The organism is Burkholderia torrens (assembly GCF_984668525.1).
Window position 1 is genome coordinate 588,836 of the sequence record NZ_OZ480213.1, and the last position, 16,187, is coordinate 605,022.

15 protein-coding genes are annotated in these 16,187 nt (G+C 64.9%); 7 read left to right on the plus strand and 8 right to left on the minus strand.

Features of this window, described 5'->3' with window-relative positions; translation table 11 throughout:
- Positions 1-51: 51 nt before the first annotated feature.
- The 4 genes from AC5LXX_RS33095 (at position 52) to AC5LXX_RS33110 (ending at position 4,790) form a co-directional block, all read left to right on the plus strand.
- Complete coding sequence (locus AC5LXX_RS33095; protein WP_493414296.1) at positions 52-816, plus strand: IclR family transcriptional regulator; 765 nt, start codon at positions 52-54, stop codon at positions 814-816.
- A 71-nt stretch (positions 817-887) separates the two neighbouring features.
- Positions 888-2,168, plus strand: a complete 1,281-nt coding sequence (locus tag AC5LXX_RS33100; protein WP_322080937.1) for a CaiB/BaiF CoA transferase family protein — start codon at positions 888-890, stop codon at positions 2,166-2,168.
- Between the two features lie 66 nt (positions 2,169-2,234).
- Positions 2,235-3,254, plus strand: a complete 1,020-nt coding sequence (locus AC5LXX_RS33105; RefSeq protein ID WP_493414297.1) for a cyclase family protein — start codon at positions 2,235-2,237, stop codon at positions 3,252-3,254.
- A gap of 81 nt (positions 3,255-3,335) precedes the next feature.
- Positions 3,336-4,790 (plus strand): MFS transporter, encoded by a 1,455-nt coding sequence (locus AC5LXX_RS33110; RefSeq protein ID WP_493414298.1) that lies wholly within the window; start codon positions 3,336-3,338, stop codon positions 4,788-4,790.
- Positions 4,791-4,869: 79 nt separating this feature from the next.
- On the opposite strand, the gene AC5LXX_RS33115 is transcribed toward AC5LXX_RS33110, so the two are convergent.
- The 6 genes from AC5LXX_RS33115 to AC5LXX_RS33140 form a co-directional block, all read right to left on the minus strand.
- Positions 4,870-5,448 carry a YbhB/YbcL family Raf kinase inhibitor-like protein gene (locus tag AC5LXX_RS33115; RefSeq protein WP_493414299.1) on the minus strand — a complete coding sequence of 193 codons (579 nt, stop codon included), beginning with the start codon at positions 5,446-5,448 and terminating at the stop codon, positions 4,870-4,872.
- A 271-nt stretch (positions 5,449-5,719) separates the two neighbouring features.
- Positions 5,720-6,652 (minus strand): MBL fold metallo-hydrolase, encoded by a 933-nt coding sequence (locus AC5LXX_RS33120; protein WP_493414300.1) that lies wholly within the window; start codon positions 6,650-6,652, stop codon positions 5,720-5,722.
- Positions 6,653-6,800: 148 nt separating this feature from the next.
- The gene (locus AC5LXX_RS33125; RefSeq protein WP_493414301.1) at positions 6,801-7,205 is read right to left on the minus strand and encodes a cupin domain-containing protein; all 405 of its coding nucleotides are present in this window, start codon (positions 7,203-7,205) and stop codon (positions 6,801-6,803) included.
- A 4-nt stretch (positions 7,206-7,209) separates the two neighbouring features.
- Positions 7,210-7,689 carry a carboxymuconolactone decarboxylase family protein gene (locus AC5LXX_RS33130; protein WP_493414302.1) on the minus strand — a complete coding sequence of 160 codons (480 nt, stop codon included), beginning with the start codon at positions 7,687-7,689 and terminating at the stop codon, positions 7,210-7,212.
- A gap of 188 nt (positions 7,690-7,877) precedes the next feature.
- On the minus strand, positions 7,878-8,879 hold the full coding sequence (locus AC5LXX_RS33135; protein ID WP_493414303.1) for a bestrophin family protein: 1,002 nt from the start codon (positions 8,877-8,879) through the stop codon (positions 7,878-7,880).
- A gap of 121 nt (positions 8,880-9,000) precedes the next feature.
- A complete protein-coding gene (locus AC5LXX_RS33140; RefSeq protein ID WP_493414304.1) occupies positions 9,001-9,501 on the minus strand; it encodes an Ohr family peroxiredoxin in 501 nt (166 codons plus the stop codon).
- 89 nt (positions 9,502-9,590) lie between these two features.
- Between AC5LXX_RS33140 and AC5LXX_RS33145 the strand changes: the two genes are divergently transcribed.
- Positions 9,591-10,643: an RNA-guided endonuclease InsQ/TnpB family protein gene (locus AC5LXX_RS33145; RefSeq protein ID WP_493414305.1), complete on the plus strand. Its 1,053-nt coding sequence runs from the start codon at positions 9,591-9,593 to the stop codon at positions 10,641-10,643.
- Between the two features lie 309 nt (positions 10,644-10,952).
- Here the strand turns inward: AC5LXX_RS33145 and pdxR are convergent, their stop codons facing one another.
- Positions 10,953-12,452 carry a MocR-like pyridoxine biosynthesis transcription factor PdxR gene (gene pdxR, locus AC5LXX_RS33150; protein WP_493414306.1) on the minus strand — a complete coding sequence of 500 codons (1,500 nt, stop codon included), beginning with the start codon at positions 12,450-12,452 and terminating at the stop codon, positions 10,953-10,955.
- A 205-nt stretch (positions 12,453-12,657) separates the two neighbouring features.
- On the opposite strand from pdxR, the gene AC5LXX_RS33155 reads away from it, so the two are divergent.
- Positions 12,658-13,401, plus strand: coding sequence for an SDR family oxidoreductase (locus tag AC5LXX_RS33155; protein ID WP_493414307.1), 744 nt, complete (start codon positions 12,658-12,660; stop codon positions 13,399-13,401).
- Between the two features lie 78 nt (positions 13,402-13,479).
- Entirely contained in the window at positions 13,480-14,523 is a 1,044-nt protein-coding gene (locus AC5LXX_RS33160) for a LysR family transcriptional regulator (protein WP_493414328.1), read from the plus strand.
- A gap of 316 nt (positions 14,524-14,839) precedes the next feature.
- Here the strand turns inward: AC5LXX_RS33160 and AC5LXX_RS33165 are convergent, their stop codons facing one another.
- Positions 14,840-16,135, minus strand: coding sequence for an MFS transporter (locus tag AC5LXX_RS33165; protein ID WP_493414308.1), 1,296 nt, complete (start codon positions 16,133-16,135; stop codon positions 14,840-14,842).
- Positions 16,136-16,187: the final 52 nt, after the last annotated feature.

Sequence of the window (16,187 nt, forward strand, 5' to 3'; positions counted from 1 at the left end):
TGTCGGTCGCCGTAACGCGGCACGACTCCGGCGGCATCGCACGAGGTGGACATGAACAAGGTGGAGACAAGCAATCCCGCAGAGGGCGGCGTGGCCGCGGTCAACCGAGCACTGACCGCGCTGCTGGCGTTCGGCAACGCACCCGGCGGACTGATGCTCGCGCAGGTCAGCGAGGAGACGGGGCTCAACATGAGCACGCTGTTGCGGATGTTCGAGTCGCTCGAGCAGTTCCGCTTCATCAAGCGCCTGCCGGACGGGCGCTACGTGCTGGGGCCCGCCGTGTTCCAGCTCGGGATGATGTATCGCGAGTCGTTCCAGCTGCGCGAGTACGTGATGCCGATCCTGTCGACGTTGTCGGTGCAAACCGGCGAGACGGCCGCGTTCTACGTGCGCGAAGGGGATCAGCGCGTGTGCCTGTTCCGCATCCAGGCGCAGCGCTCGGTGCGCACGCATCTGCGCGAGGGCGACCGCTTTCCGCTCGACGTCGGCGCGGCCGGGCGCGTGCTGCTCGCGTTCAGCGGCACGCGCGGCGGCGACTACGAGAAGACGGCCGAGCAGGGCTACGCGGTGTCGATCGCCGAGCGCGACCCGGAAAGCGCGGCGATCGCGTGCCCGGCGTTCGGCGTCGGCCGCGTGCTGAGCGGCGCGATCTCGCTCGGCGTGCCGCGCTATCGCTTCAACAAGAAGGTGCTGGCCGACTACCTGCCGCGCGTGCAGGCGGCCGCCGCCGAGCTGACGCATGCGCTGGGCGGCGATCTGCCCGCCGCGAGCGCGGCGTTCCGCGCGGCCGATCAGCTCGGCGTGCTGCTCGAGTAGTACCGGCGCGCGGCCGAGCGCGCGCACTTCGAAGTCCGCATCGAACGACACACACCAACCAGGAGACAAGCATGTTCGTTCCCGACCCGCAGGCCGCTCACGCGGCCGGCGCGCGCCGTCGCGCGTCCACCGGCCCGATCCATCCGAAATCGTTCGACGCCGGCGCGCAGGGGCCGCTCGCGGGCGTGCGCGTCGTCGATCTGTCGCGCCTGATGGCGGGCAACATGCTCAGCGTGCAGCTCGCCGATTTCGGCGCGGACGTCGTGAAGGTCGAGAGCGAGCGCGGCGATACGCTGCGCGCGGTCGGCGCGGGCGGGATCAGCACGAACTGGAAGGTGTACGGACGCAACAAGCGCAGCGTGTGCGTCGACCTGCGCGCGCCCGAGGGGATCGACATCGTCCGCCGGCTGGTGCGCGACGCGGACGTGTTCGTCGAGAGCTTCAAGCCCGGCGTCGCCGAGAAGATGGGGCTCGGCCCGGACGACCTGCTCGCGATCCGTCCCGAGCTGGTGATCGCACGGATCTCCGGCTGGGGGCAGACAGGGCCGTACCGTCACAAGCCGGGCTTCGGCACGCTCGCGGAAGGGTACGCGGGGTTCGCGGCGATCAACGGCTTCGCCGATCGCGAGCCGGTGCTGCCGCCGATGTTCCTCGGCGACATGACGGCCGGGCTGTCCGGTGCGATCGCCGTGCTGGTCGCGCTGCATGCGCGCGACGCACACGGTGCGGCGGGGCAAGTGATCGACGTGTCGCTGTTCGAGCCGCTGCTGTCGATCCTCGGGCCGGCCGCCGCGAACTACGTGATGACCGGCGAGATCAAGGCACGCACCGGTAGCCGCTCGTCGAATACCGCGCCGCGCAACGCGTATCGCACACGCGACGGCAAGTGGCTGTGCCTGTCGAGCTCGACGCAGGCGATGGCCGAGCGGCTGTTCCGCGCGATTGGCCGAGCGGACCTGATCGACGATCCGCGCTACGCGACCAACGTGCAGCGCGTGCGGCACGCGGAGGCGCTCGATGCGATCGTCGGCGAATTCATCGCCGCGCGCGATCTCGATGCCAATCTCGCCTTTTTCGAGGAAGCGGGCGTGACGGTGGGGCCGATCCAGGACATCGCGCAGATCGTCGAAGATCACTACGTGATCGAGCGCGAGGCGCTCGTCGAGTTGCCGGACGACGATGTCGGCAGCCTGCCGATGCACAACATCACACCGCGCCTGTCGGCCACGCCCGGTGCATTCCGCCGGCCGGCCCCCGCGCTCGGCGAGAACAATCGCGAGATCCTGCTGCCGCTGCTCGGCGAACGCGAATACGAGCGGCTCGCCGGGCTGGGCGTGATCCGCACGCGCTAGGCGCGCCGTGCGAAGCGGCCGCGAACGACGGCCGCCGCACCCTGGACATTGCATGGAGGAGACACCATGAAGCCACGCTGGACCCATCGCCCGCCCGGCTCGAACTGGGGGGACTTCGGCCCCGACGATCAGAAAGGGCGCTTGAACTGGCTGACGACCGACGCGGTGCTGCGCGGCGTCGCGGAGGTGCGCGAAGGCCGCGTGTTCTCGCTGAGCCTGCCGCTCGACGTGCCGCGCGGCGGCGGGCTGAACGCGCGGCGCCGGCCGCCGGCGATCATGCCGGCGCTGCTCGGCGACAAGCCGTATTTCGGCTATCGCGCGGACGAGCAGGTTGCGAACGCAACCGACGTGGTTTGCGACGATTCGTTCTGCATGCACTCGCAGTTCTCGACGCAGTGGGATGCTCTGTCACACGTCGGCTCGCTGTTCGATCCGGCGGGCGACGGCGAGCGCGCCCGCGTGTTCTACAACGGCTACCGGATGGACGAGCACATCCAGGTGCCCGAAGCGGGGGCGCCGCGCGGCGGTGCGCGCGCGCTCGGCATTGAGGTGATGGCGCAATCCGGCGTGCAGGGGCGCGGCGTGCTGGTCGACCTGCGCCGCCACTTCGGCGACGAGCGGCGCAAGATCGGCTACGCGGAATGGATGGCGGTACTGCGCGAGGACGACGTGGTCGTCGAGCGCGGCGACATCGTATGCGTGCATACCGGCTTCGCCGATCGCCTGCTCGACGCCGACGCGCGCGGCGAGCCCGGCGCGCCGGACGTGTGCTGCGTGCTCGACGGCAACGATCCGCGCCTGCTCGAATGGATCGACGCGTCGGGGCTCGCCGCGCTCGCGGCGGACAACCACGCGATCGAGGAGCGTCCGCGCCATGCGCCGGCGCGCGAGCGGCCCGGTGCGCTGATGCCGCTGCACGAGCTGTGCCTGTTCAAGCTGGGCATTCATCTCGGCGAGCTGTGGCACCTGACGCCGCTCGCCGACTGGCTGCGCGCGCATCGCCGCAACCGCTTCCTGCTGACTGCGCCGCCGCTGCACCTGCGCGGGCTCGTCGGGTCGCCCGTCAATCCGGTCGCCACCGTATGAACGCCGGCGCCGCGCGCACGCGCGCCGGCGCCTGTCCACCGCTTCGCGCGGACCGCGCCGGCGGATCATCGAGGAATCGCCATGTCCCATTCCCATGCGGCGTCGATCGCCGCGCGCATCGACCGCCTGCCCGCGACGGCCAGCATCTGGACGCTCGTGCTGTTCCTGAGCGTCGGCGGTTTTTTCGAGGTCTACGACCTGTTCCAGATGACCTACCTGCCGCCGGGGCTGATCCGCGACGGCATCTTTCACGCTGGCTCGCACGGCGTGCTCGGCATGTCCGACCAGGGCGCGCTCGGCGCGGCGACGTTCGCCGGGCTGTTTGTCGGCGAGATGTTCGTGTCGCGCCTCGCGGATCGCTTCGGACGGCGTGCACTGTTCACCGCCGCGCTGCTGCTCTACACGGCGGCGAGCCTTGCGATGTGTGTGCAGACCCATGCGCTCGGCATTCTCGTGTGCCGCTTCATCGCGGGCTGCGGTATCGGCGCGGAGCTGATCACGATCGGCGCGTTCCTGACCGAGCTGGTGCCGAAAGCAGTGCGCGGCCGTGCGTTCGCGCTGTGCTTCGCGATCGGCTATCTCGCGATGCCGGTGCTTGCGCTGGTGTCGTGGCTATGGGTGCCGCGCGACCCGCTCGGGATGTCCGGGTGGCGCTGGGTCGTGCTGCTCGGCAGCAGCGGCGCAGTCGTCGTCTGGTGGCTGCAGTCGCGGCTGCCGGAGTCGCCGCGCTGGCTAGCCAGCATGGGCCGCGAGGCCGATGCCGAAGCCGTGTTGCGGCGGCTCGAGCAGGCGGTCGAGCGGGAATCCGGCCGGCCGCTGCCCGCGATCCGGATGCCGGCCGTCGCCATGCCGGCCGCGCGGCGCGCGCCGTCGATGTGGGATGCGCGGCACCGCGGCCGCACGGCGATGCTGATCGTGTTCAATGCATTCCTGAGCATCGGCTTCTTCGGCTTCAGCCAGTGGCTGCCGACGCTGCTCGCAGCTCAAGGCGCGACCGTCACGAAGAGCCTCTGGTATGCGTTCGTGATCGCGTTCGCGTATCCGGTGTCGCCGTTCGTCACCGGCCTGCTCGCCGACCGGATCGAGCGCAAGTGGCTGATCGTCGCATCGGCGTTCGGCGTCGCGCTGTTCGGCACCGCGTTCGCGATGTCGGCGCAGGCTCCGTTCGTGATCGCGTTCGGCCTGCTCGTCACGCTGTCCAACACGGTACTCGCGAGCAACGGCACGGCGTACCAGTCGGAAGTGTTTCCGACCGAGATCCGCGGGCGCGCGCTCGGCTTCGTGCATTCGATCGGCCGACTGACGGGAATCGCGAGCAGTTTCATCGTCGCACTGCTGCTCGATCGCGCCGGGGTGTCAGCGGTGTTCGTGCTGATCGGCGGCAGCATGCTGATCGTGATGGTGTCGATAGGTGTGTTCGGGCCGTACACCAACAATCGGGCGCTGGACGAGATCACCGGCCCAAGCGACGATGGTGCAGAGAACGCGGTGGCGCTGAGTAACCCTGACCCAAGAAATTGGCCGGTTCAAAAGTAGGGAGGTTCGGCGTGATGTGTCTGGGCGGACACGCAATCTGAACGTAGAGGGTGGAATGTCATTGGCGTAACCGCAACCATCAATCGTTAGGCAAGGCGCGATGATATCGGGCGACGTACTTCGCCTGAGCGATGACTTTCCCGTGCATCTGATAGGCGACGAGTGCAGGACTCGCCGCTGGCGCCACGTCAATTCTTGCCACGTCCAGGGCCGATGCCGTCACGACATATCGATGCGACGCCCCCTGAGGCGGGCAGGGCCCACCGTATCTGGATTCGCCAAAGTCCGTCAACGTCTCGACAGCGCCTGCCGGCAAGAACTTCGGATTGCCGGAAGCGCCTTTTTCGATCGACGACGCCGAAGGTGGAATATTGACGATCTCCCAGTGGGTCCAGCCGAGCCCGCCGGTCGGCGCATCGCGATCGAAAATCGTCACGACGATGCTCTTCGTGCCGCGCGGAACGTGAGTCCACGAAATGCGCGGCGAAACGTTCTGACCGTGACAGCCAAAGCCTCCGTACACGTGTTCGTTCGTAAAGTGTCCGTGACTGAGGTCATCGACCCTGATTGTGAACGGCGCCGCGCCGGCTGCCGCCGGGATGACCGCCAGTGCCGCTGAAGTGCATAGAAGCGCGGGAAATAAAATCCTCGATCGCATGAGGTGCTCCGTTGAAGGGTAAGCGTTCAGTACAACGGTATCGACCGTATCTTGCAGCGATTCGCCCCGGAAGGCAGATGCGCGAACCACGGTGTTGCCTTCGCTGCAACGTCGTTGGCAGGATGCGCGTGCAAGTGCCTTTGAACGAGCGGCCACAGCGCGGACCAGCGATTACTTATGAAGAAACCGCCGCGAGTCATGTGAATTCGCGGCGGTTCTCCGGCAATCGTCAAGGCTACCTGTACGACGCTGGTCGATAGCCGAGCGTCGATCAGTAGTCCCACTGCACCGGCACGAAACGGAAGCCTTCACCGCTTTTTGCAATGTGACCGATGGAGGGGAACGCGACATGCGCCGCGGCCAGCAGTGAGCCGGTTTCAGCCGCTTCGTCGAGCAGCGCGATGCGCACGTTGATAGCGCCTTCAGGATCATGCTCGAAGCCGTTTTGCCAATCGGGATTGTCGAAGTTGACTTCGAAAATCGCGTCGCCCACGAACGTCAGCTTCTCGCCGTTGGACGCGATGTCGACGACGCAGTGTCCCGGCGTATGACCACCCGTCACGCGGGCCGACACGCCCGCGGCGACTTCCACGGTCTGGTCGAACTGCACGATGTTTTCGCGGTAGAGTTCCACGAACTTTGCAGCAGCCTTGCGCAGCGCGGGAGGTACCGTTTCCGGCATCACCGTCTTGCTGAAGTCGGGGTTTTTCCAGAACTCGATTTCCGTGGCCGACACGTGAATGCGCACGTCGTGGCGCAGCTTGGCCTTGACGCCATTGACGTTCAGTCCGCCGACGTGATCCATGTGCATATGCGTAATCACGATATCGGTGATCGCTGCCAGGTCGATACCGGCCGCTTCCAGGCGCATCACCGATCGACCGGCGCGCGAGAAGTATTCGAATCCGTCACCCACGCCCGAGTCGATCAGGATCAGGCGTTCGCCGCTACGCACAAGCGCGATATTCAGCGCCCAGTCGAACATGTCGCGCTGGAGGAAACGACCATCGAACCATTCGTTGCGGTCAGCTTCGCTCACGTTGGTTGACATGGTGGACGTCGGCAGCGGCAAAACGCCATCGCTGATCAACACGACGTCGACGTCACCCACGCGCACGGCATAGCGGGAAGGCACGAGTTCGCCTGCTCCGTCTTTTCCAAGGTTGGCGGTGACCGGCTTCACATTTCGGATTGTTTCGCTCATCTTCAATAGTCCTATTGATTAAGTGGGGTAAGCCGAACGGCACGGCATGGTCAAAAAGTACGACCTGGGTAGCGCGCGATCGCGACGCATTGCCTCGACCGAAACCGGGGAAGCGGCCCGGCGTTGCCGGGCCTCGACGACGATTGCGTTAATTCACGGGCGTGAGGACCGGCGCCCCCTTGTCCTTGATCAGGAACACGACGAATCTTGCCGGCTTCGTGCTGCTGGCATTTCGGCCGACCGTGTGCAGGTCCTTCGGGCCTTCATGGAACGTATCGCCGGCATGGAGCGTGACTTCCTTACCGCCATTCAGGCCCATCACGATGCTGCCGTCCAGCACATAGACGAATGCGTGCGCGTCGTGACGATGAACGGGATCGACGCTGCCGGGCGGATAATCCACGACGATCATCTCGACCTCCTTGCCCGGATACTCGGGCAATGGCTCCGTGGTCAGCGTTGTAACCGTCGCTTGCGGCGCGGCGGCGGCCGGCTGAACGGGCATCAGCAGCGACAGCGCGAGCGGTGCAAGTGCGAGCATGATGCGTTTCATGTCGTTACTCCAGGTTGGCCTTGTCGAGTCCGAAACTCTTGTCGAACGATCCGGGCACGATGCGGAACGCGACATTCAGGCGGTTCCAGCAGTTGATCGCACCGACGAGGAAGGTCAGATCCGACAGCTCCTTTTCCGAATAGTGGGTGCGCACGCGCTCGTAGAGATCATCCGCCAAGCCATCCGACGGAAGATGCGTCAGGGCTTCGGTCCATGCGAGCGCGGCGCGTTCGCGCGGCGAAAAGAGCGTCGACTCGCGCCAGATCGCGACGTGATGCATGCGCAGTTCGCGCTCGCCGTGGATCCGGGCCATCTTGACGTGCATGTCGACACAGAACGCGCAGCCGTTCAGTTGTGATGCGCGAATCTCGACGAGCTCGCGGACCGGCGCTTCGATCGTCGTCTTCTGAAACAACCCGTCGAGCTCGACGAGTTTCTTGGTGAATTCCGGCGATTGCTGAAAGTAGTTGATGCGTTGCGACATGATCCGTTCTCCTGATTTGTGGAAGTGGGTACTGCCGGCCCTGCGTATCGCGATTGATCGCATGACCCGCTTGGAAGCCATCGTAATCGCGGGTCCCGTGGGCCAGTAGTACCGGGCGCGTGCGCACTCTGTTGTCGCTTCGGCACCAATCGTTCGCCACGCATGCCAGCGAGAAACTGCCCAGTTCCCTATAGTGCGATGATCGTGTGGTCGCACGGATGGTCGGCACGATCTCCGAGCATCGCTTTCAGATCGCGCTCGATCGTGCCGCACAGCGTCGAAATGGGAACGTCGTTCGCACCGCCTTCGAACGGATTCTCGGTGCTTTCGCCGACCTGGTCGAGCGACGTATACATCCACGACACCGCGACGCTGCATGGCACGACCAGCCATACCATGTTGCCGTGCATGAAGCCGTCCACGCCATCGTTCAGACGGTTGAATTCGTTCAGAAGACCGAACGGAAGGGAAAGGCAGAAGAACCGGACGAACAGAGAGCTGACGGTCGCGTACTGTCGTGGATACGGGAAGTTCTTGAAACGCTCCGATCTCGACTGGAGCGCGATGAATTCCCCGATCGTCTTGTGAAGCTCCATATAGAAGCTCGTATTCAGTTGACCGGCCGCGTGAAGCGTCCTGAGCGCACTGCATTGCAAGTTCAGCACGAATGTCGCGATGGACGCAGAAGAGAGCGCCTGTGCCGTCTCGGACGGCGACAGGTATTTCAGCAACACTTCCCCGATGTCCTGTTCCCACTCCGGAACGCGATAGAACCGGCGGTACTCAGCGTTGTAGCGTTTGCTCGTGCTTTCCCAGACCCGAGGGCGACGCAGTTCATATCGCAGCGCGGTCAGCCATCCAAGGTGTCGATCGATCAACGTGCGGGAAATCGCTTCGTCGCCGGCAAAATCGCGCGCGAGCTGGCCCCAGCGTCGGCTCTTCCCCACGATGTCGGTCCAGATTTCCAGCGCGTCCGTTGCGCGGTTGTACGTCTGGACATTCTTGAAGCCGACGATGAACGACGTCGCGGTTCCGAGGAGAACCACGATCGTCAGCGGGATCGACAACCATGTGACGCACAGAAACTTGTACAGAATGACCGGCACAGTCCCGAAGACGAAGAGCGCGTAGATGTTCCAGCGTGTCCATATCAGGAACTCCGACAACTTGTACGATTTTCCGAGATGCATTTCATTTGCCTCATCGAGGACTCGGCGCGTCCCCGAATGCGCGGCGCAGCGGCGCCGCGCGACGGCGCAGCAACGAAGGTCTTCAGCGGACCCGTGCCGCTACCGCCCGATGGGCGTCGCGTCAATCAACGACAGTCACGACATTGACGGTGGCTTGTCTGGCCATCTTTGCGTACGGGCACAGGCGCTCCGCGGCTCGAACCCGTTCTTCCGCGATGTCTTGATCGACGCCGGGCATCCGGACGCGGACGTCGACGAGCAATGCATGGCCGCCGTCCATCGGATCGCGGCCGAACGAAACCCGCACCTCCACGACCGTATCGGCGCATTCCACGCCGGCGCGTTGCTCGAGCAGGTTCAGCGCACCGTGAAAGCACGCGGCGAAGCCCGCCGCGAACAATTGCTCGGGGTTGGTCCCATTGCCGGGGCCGCCCCACTCGGTGGGCAGGCGCAGATCGACGGCGAGGTTCCCGTCGTCCGAGCGCACGACGCCGGATGCGCGGCCGTGTCCCGTCTCGCCACCGGACACGATGACGCTCGTCGTATAGAGCGGCTGGAAATCCCGCCCCCGATACCTGTCGAGGAGGGAGAACGGAGGGGCCTGCAGCTTGTTGTCATTCATCAGTTGCTCCGAGAAACCCCGTCCTTCAGGACGGGGAGGAAAGGCAATCTGTTGACAGGCTGCTTCTTCCACGGGTTAGGATCACCGGCATGATTCTTGTCTATCGCTACCAGGTGAAATCGCTCAACGGACTGCTCAACAAGCAGAGCCGCGCGGTGAACTACGTCTGGAACTTCTGCAACGACACGCAGAAGCACGTGCTCAAGTGGGGCAAGAAGTGGCCGACGGGATTCGACCTGAACGTGCTGACGACGGGGAGCAGCAAGGAACTCGGTATTCACTCCGGCACGGTCAACGCCACGTGCGAGCAATACGCGAAGTCGCGCAGTCAGCGCCGTCGGCCCTACCTGCGCTATCGCGGCAGGAAATCGCTGGGCTGGGTGCCGCTGAAGGGGCGTGACCTGAAGCGCGAGGGTGACGCGTTTCGTTTTGCCGGCAACACCTTCCGCGTGTTTAACGGCCGGCTGTTTCCCGAAGGCAAGATCAAGGACGGGACCAACTTTGCGCAGGATGCACGCGGCAACTGGTTTCTCAACATCGTGATTGAGATGCCCGATGCTCAGGCCCGCCCGATCCGTTCCGGTGTGGGCATCGATCTCGGCCTGAAAAACTTCGCCACACTTTCGACGGGCGAGAAGCTGCCGAACGACCGGTTCGGCCAGCGAGCGGCCGATAAGCTGGCAAAGGCCCAGCGAGCGCGAAAGCACAAGCGACATATCGCGAAGCTGCACGCAAAGATCGCCAATGCCCGAGCCGACTTCCAGCACAAGCTCGCGCTCGATCTGGTGCAGCGTTTCGATTACATCGCGGTTGGCAAAGTGTCGGCCGCAAGACTCGCCAGAACCAGGATGGCGAAGAGCGTCTACGACGCGTCTTGGTCGTCCTTCCGAAACAAGCTCCGCTACAAAGCGATCGCGCACGGAGCCACGTTCGAGGAAGTCGACGAAAGCGGTTCGACCCAGTCCTGTTCGGCGTGCGGGTCGCAAGACAGCACGACGCGGCCGAAAGGTATCGCGGGACTGAGAATAAGAGAGTGGGCCTGCGGTGACTGTGGTGTCGAGCATGATCGAGATACCAACGCTGCGTTGAACATTCTCCGATGCGGACGTGCATCGCCAGGTGTGGGAATCCTCTCCCTTTAGGGAGAGGAGGACGTCAAGATGCGTGCTCGAGTTCAGCGATGCTTCGATTCCCGGCCGTTCATTTGTCGAAGCGTGTTGCAAAGGGGGCTGCACGGCCCGGGCAGATGGCGTCGTCACGAACAGGCGGAGCGAACGATCGTATGCGGAGCGCGACGATCTTCCGGTGCAGCCCGAATCCAGGTTCGTCCATGGAAAAGGGCGTCCCCATGCTAGCGGAGCGCACCGTGCGACGATATGGCCGTCGCGGGTGATTCAATGTTTCCCGTCGGACACCAATCGGAGCCGTGACGCAGGACTGCGGCCCGCGCGTCAGCGGCCGACGCAGGCGCGCAGCGTTGTCGCGTGACGCTGCGCTTCGTCCGCGTCGACGATGTTCGCGAACCCGATGACGAGGCCGCGCGGCGTGAGCTGCGTGTGGCTGTTCGCATACCAGATCGACAGCGGCACGACCGCAAGCCCGGCGTCGCGCGCGCGTGCGGCGACGGCGACGTCGTTGACCGGCCCATCGGGCCCGTCGGTGAATCGCACTGCGAACTGGATGCCGCCCACCGGAAATTCGACGATCAGCCGCTCGCGGAACGCCTGGCGCAACGCATGCACGATCAGCATGCGGCGCTCGCCGTACAGCGCGCGCATGCGCTTCAGATGGCGGGCAAAGTGCCCCTGTTCGATGAAATCGGCCAGCGCCGCCTGCAGGAGCGGCGGCGACCCGGCATTCATGCTGCACGCCACGCGTTCGACGCGCTCCACGGCGCGCTCCGGCACGACCGCGTAGGCGAGCCGCAAACCGGGGTACATCGCCTTGCTGAAGGTACTGCAATAGATCACGCGATCGCGCCGGTCGAGACTCTTCAACGCGGGCAGCGGGCGGCCGAGATAGCGAAACTCGCTGTCGTAGTCGTCCTCGACGATCCACCCCGACATTTTTTCGGCCCAGTCGAGCAGCGCGATGCGGCGGGACAGCGACAGCGTATGCCCGAGCGGGCTCTGATGCGACGGCGTCACCACCGCGAAGCGTGCCTGCGCGTCCAGCTGCATGCCGCGTTCGACGTCGATCCCGTCGGCGTCCACCGGTACGGGGACGAGTTGTACGCCGGTCTCGGACAGGAACCCGCGTGCGAGCAGATAGCCGGGATCCTCGAACCACACGCGCTCGTCCGCCCGTGCGAGGCTGCGCAGTATGAGTTCCAGCGTGGCGCGATAGCCGCCGGTGACGAACACCTGTTCCGGCACGCAGGTGACGCCGCGCGACAGCGTCAGATAAGTGGCGATGTGTTCGCGCAGCGGCCGGTAACCGGCCGGATTCGGGTAGCCGAGCAGTGCGCGTTCGCTGCTGCGCGCGCGCTGCGACACGAGCCGGTGCCAGACCTTGCGCGGAAATGCGTCGAGCGCCGGGAGCCCCGGTTGCAGCGGGCGCGGCTCGCCGCTCAGCGCGACGGCGATCGGCTGCGCCCGGCGTGGCGGCGGCGTGTCGTTCGATCCGGCTGACGCACGTTGCGGGTCGGCGTGTTCGGCGGGGGCGGGCGGCGGCTGCCTCAGCGAGACCGGCAGGGACGGCGAGACGAACGTGCCTGCCGCGCCGCGCATTTGCAGATAGCCCTCGTCGACCAGGACCGTGTAGGCCTGCTCAACCGTGCCGCGCGCCGTATTCAGTTGCGTCGCCAGGCCGCGCAGCGCGGGCACGCGATCGCCGGGGCGCAGATGACCGGCGGCGATCGCGGCCTTGAACCGCTCGCAAATCTGCAGATAGACGGGCAACTGGTGTTGCCGGTCGATTTCGATGGACAGCGGGGGCGTCTGCGCAGACATCACGGCCTCTCGGGTGGCGCGAACAGGACAGGGACAGATGCGGTATGGACCAGTCCGATCGACGATTCTTGGCACTTATGGATAGGACATGATTCTTTCACAATTGCGGCACGCCATGCGACGGTCATGACCGCCTTTCAACGGATCCGGCGCCGTCGCGTACCCCTCGCAGTCCAATGCAATTCATTCGTCGGGAGATTTTGTGATGAAGATCGTTGTCATCGGTGGTTCGGGCCTGATCGGCTCGCGTGTCGTCGCGCTGCTCGGCGAAGCCGGCCACCATGCGCTGGCTGCCTCGCCGCGCACCGGCGTCAATATCATCACCGGCGAAGGCCTGGCCGACGCATTGGCGGGCGCGGATGTCGTCGTGGACGTGGCGAATGCGCCGTCATGGGAGCCCCAGGCGGTGCTGGACTTCTTCCGCACGTCGGCACGCAATCTCGGCAAGGCGGAAGTGGCCGCCGGCGTGCGCCACCATGTCGCGTTGTCGATCGTCGGCTGCGACCGCATGCCGGAGAACGGCTATTTCGCGGCGAAGGTCGCGCAGGAACAGGCGATCGAAGCGGCGGGCGTTCCGTACACCATCGTTCGCGCGACGCAATTCATGGAATTCATCGGCGGCATCGCGGATGCCGGCACGGTAGACGGCACGGTCCGCATCGGAGACGGCCTGTTTCAGCCGATCGCTGCGGAAGACGTGTCGGCGCTCGTCGCGCAGGTCGCGCTCGCCGGGCCGCGGAACGGCACGGTCGAGATTGCGGGCCCGGATCGCGCGCCGTTCGCGGAGATCGTCGCGCGGTATCTGAAATCGGTCGGCGATACGCGTGCGGTGGTGACGGATCGCGACGCCCGTTACTACGGCGGCCGCGTCGAGGAGAAATCGCTGGTGCCGCTCGGGAGCGCGCAACTCGGCCGCATCGGTCTCGACCAGTGGCTCGCAAGAAGCTGATTCGCGTATGTGCAGCGGTTCGCCGGCGCACGCCGGCAACGGGCAATCGGAGTGAGCGACATGTCTGAGGAAGCGGAAATGAATCATTCGGAACCTTCGGAGCACGGCGTTTGTCGCGACCTGACCGGTCGCGCCGATGCGCTGTCCGCGAGCTTCGGTGCGAGCTATGCAGGCATCCTTGCCTTCGTTGCAGTGGCGAGCGAGGGAAGCTTCACCAAGGCTGCCGAACGGCTCGGCGTCGGACGGCCGGCCGTGAGCCGGAATGTCCAGAAGCTCGAAGCGCAGTTAAGTACGCGGCTGTTTCAGCGGACCACGCGCATGACCGAACTGACGAGCGAAGGCCAGCGATTCTTCGAGAACTGCCACCAGGGTGTCGCTCATATCGTCGAGGCCATGAACGACATGCTGGAACTGCGGCAGGGGCCGCCGCGCGGCCTGATCCGTATCAGCTCGGCGGTGGGGTTTGGCCGGAAAATCGTTGCGCCGTTGCTGGAAACGTTTGCGCGGGCGTACCCCGACATCGTCTTCGACCTGCTGCTCGACGACCGGCCGATCGACCTGGTGTCGGAACGGATCGACGTGGCGTTTCGCAATGGCCGCATCGAGGACTCCAGCATCATTGCGCGGCAACTGATTCCGATGCAGATGGCGCTTTGCGCAGCACCATCGTACGTGGCGAGGCACGGGCTCCCGAAGAGTCTGGCGGATCTCGACCGGCACGAGTGCATCAACTTCCGATTTGCGAGCGGCCGCATCTTCGAATGGGAATTCAACGTCGACGGCCGAATGCAAAAGTACTTGCCGACGTCCCGCCTCACGTTCAATGACGCGGATCTGGTGTTGCAGGCGGTTCTACGCGGAGCGGGTATCGCGCAGATGGCGGGCTATCAGATTCGCGACCACCTTGCATCGAACGAACTCGTAGTCGCGCTGGCGAAGTATTTGCCGGAAGATCGCGGCCACTATATCTGCTATCTCAGTCGGCAACATCTGCCGACACGCATTCGTATCTTCGTCGACTTCATGATCGAGCAGATACGCGCACTTGACCTGAACTGCATGACCCGTTTCAATCCGAACCTGGATGTCGCGGATGAATCATCGCCGGCATTGGCTGCTTGAAGGATCCAGGAAGGAAGACGTCGAGGGCGCGCGATTGATCTGTCGAGCATCGGGTACGGGTGAGCCTCGGGCTGACGACATAAACCAGTCCAAGAATTCCGCTGCACCCCCAAAGCGGACATTTCAATCTAGCCACTACAATCAAAAAAATTGATCATCAGCATTATGTCAAATATAAGGCGCCTGGTAGAAATCGACTACCGGGTTTCCTTCCGCCTGAGTCGGGCAACCAGGAAGTAAACGGAAGCAAGCATTCCGCAAGCAGCGTCGGGCAACTCATTGCCATCACCGACAATCAACAGTCAGTTCGCATCGATCATTCCGCCGAAGGAAATTCGCGAACGTCGATCGCATTCAGCGAACGATCGTCCGGCACCAGCAGGTCGATCCGTCGCATGCGCGGATGCGCGAACATGCACGCGCACAGCAGCACGCTCGTCGCGCCCACCGCGACAAACAACAGCGAGACGCCGCCACCCTTGCCGATCCCGAGCCATGCGTTCGCCGCCTGCGCGAACGTCCCGCCCGCCGACAGCGCGGGCTCCAGCACCCGGTCGACGACGAACCCGCCCACCGCGACGACGACCGTCATCGTCGCTATCATCAGCGTGCTGACGAACGACAGCACACTGGCCTTGTTGCGCGCCGGGATCTTGCGCAGCCACAGCGCGCTGGCGCACCCTTCGGCGACGCTGCCCGCCGCCAGCGCGACGAACGCGATCGCGCAGTACGACGACGTGGCCGACACGAGGCCGATCGACAGCATGCAGACCGACAGCACCGCATCCGCGCACACGACGACCAGCATCAGGCGCCGCGGATTCGTCGTCGCGACGAGGAGCGACATGCCGGCGAGCCCGCCTATTGCAGCCGACGTGTAGACGAGCCCGAGCTGCGCGCTCGAATGCGTCGCGAGCACGAGCGGTGCGATCATCATCGTCGCAAGCGAGATCAGCGCGCTCTGGATCATTACATAGCCGAGCAGTCCGAGCATCAGCGGCTCCGCTTCGAAGAAGCGCAACGCGCTCGCGATACCCGCCAATACATCGCGCCGCAGCGGCTGGCCCGCGCGCACCGGCTCGACGGACGCCGTGCCGGGACGCCCCAGCGCCTTGAGCACGCACAGCATCGCCGCGACGCTCGCGACGAAATGGATCGTGAAGACCGCATTCAGGCCGGCGCCGCCCATGATGATCCCGCCTAGCAGCGGCGCGACGAGCGTCGACACGTTCTTGCCGATACCCATCAGGCCGTTCGCGCGCGTCAGCGCGTCGTTCGAGACGATCGAATTGATCGACGCCTGATTGGCAGGTGTCCGAAATGCGCCGACCGCCGACGCGCATGCGTTGAACGCATACAGGTGCACCGGCTGCAGCCGGTCCGCGAACAACAGCGCGAGCAGCAGCAGCGTGAGCAGCGCGAGCGCCGCGTTGGCCGACACGATGATGAGCTTGCGGTCGATCCGATCGGCCAGGCCGCCCGCGAACGGCAGGATCAGCACCGACGGCAGCGTCGCGGCGATCACCGTGTTCGAGAAAGCCGTCACCGAACCGGAATGCTGATAGACCCACACGCCGAGTGCGAACGACATCAGCGCGGCGGCGCATTGCATCGACGATTCGCCCAGCCAGAAAAAAAAGAAACGACGACCCGTCGACATGCAT

What these genes read in the sequence shown, in the direction of transcription:
- AC5LXX_RS33095 (WP_493414296.1), top strand. Translation starts at nt 52, where the DNA reads ATGAACAAGGTGGAGACAAGCAATCCCGCAGAGGGCGGCGTGGCCGCG.
- AC5LXX_RS33100 (WP_322080937.1), top strand. Translation starts at nt 888, where the DNA reads ATGTTCGTTCCCGACCCGCAGGCCGCTCACGCGGCCGGCGCGCGCCGT.
- AC5LXX_RS33105 (WP_493414297.1), top strand. Translation starts at nt 2,235, where the DNA reads ATGAAGCCACGCTGGACCCATCGCCCGCCCGGCTCGAACTGGGGGGAC.
- AC5LXX_RS33110 (WP_493414298.1), top strand. Translation starts at nt 3,336, where the DNA reads ATGTCCCATTCCCATGCGGCGTCGATCGCCGCGCGCATCGACCGCCTG.
- AC5LXX_RS33115 (WP_493414299.1), bottom strand. Translation starts at nt 5,448, where the DNA reads ATGCGATCGAGGATTTTATTTCCCGCGCTTCTATGCACTTCAGCGGCA.
- AC5LXX_RS33120 (WP_493414300.1), bottom strand. Translation starts at nt 6,652, where the DNA reads ATGAGCGAAACAATCCGAAATGTGAAGCCGGTCACCGCCAACCTTGGA.
- AC5LXX_RS33125 (WP_493414301.1), bottom strand. Translation starts at nt 7,205, where the DNA reads ATGAAACGCATCATGCTCGCACTTGCACCGCTCGCGCTGTCGCTGCTG.
- AC5LXX_RS33130 (WP_493414302.1), bottom strand. Translation starts at nt 7,689, where the DNA reads ATGTCGCAACGCATCAACTACTTTCAGCAATCGCCGGAATTCACCAAG.
- AC5LXX_RS33135 (WP_493414303.1), bottom strand. Translation starts at nt 8,879, where the DNA reads ATGCATCTCGGAAAATCGTACAAGTTGTCGGAGTTCCTGATATGGACA.
- AC5LXX_RS33140 (WP_493414304.1), bottom strand. Translation starts at nt 9,501, where the DNA reads ATGAATGACAACAAGCTGCAGGCCCCTCCGTTCTCCCTCCTCGACAGG.
- AC5LXX_RS33145 (WP_493414305.1), top strand. Translation starts at nt 9,591, where the DNA reads ATGATTCTTGTCTATCGCTACCAGGTGAAATCGCTCAACGGACTGCTC.
- pdxR (WP_493414306.1), bottom strand. Translation starts at nt 12,452, where the DNA reads ATGTCTGCGCAGACGCCCCCGCTGTCCATCGAAATCGACCGGCAACAC.
- AC5LXX_RS33155 (WP_493414307.1), top strand. Translation starts at nt 12,658, where the DNA reads ATGAAGATCGTTGTCATCGGTGGTTCGGGCCTGATCGGCTCGCGTGTC.
- AC5LXX_RS33160 (WP_493414328.1), top strand. Translation starts at nt 13,480, where the DNA reads ATGAATCATTCGGAACCTTCGGAGCACGGCGTTTGTCGCGACCTGACC.
- AC5LXX_RS33165 (WP_493414308.1), bottom strand. Translation starts at nt 16,135, where the DNA reads ATGCAATGCGCCGCCGCGCTGATGTCGTTCGCACTCGGCGTGTGGGTC.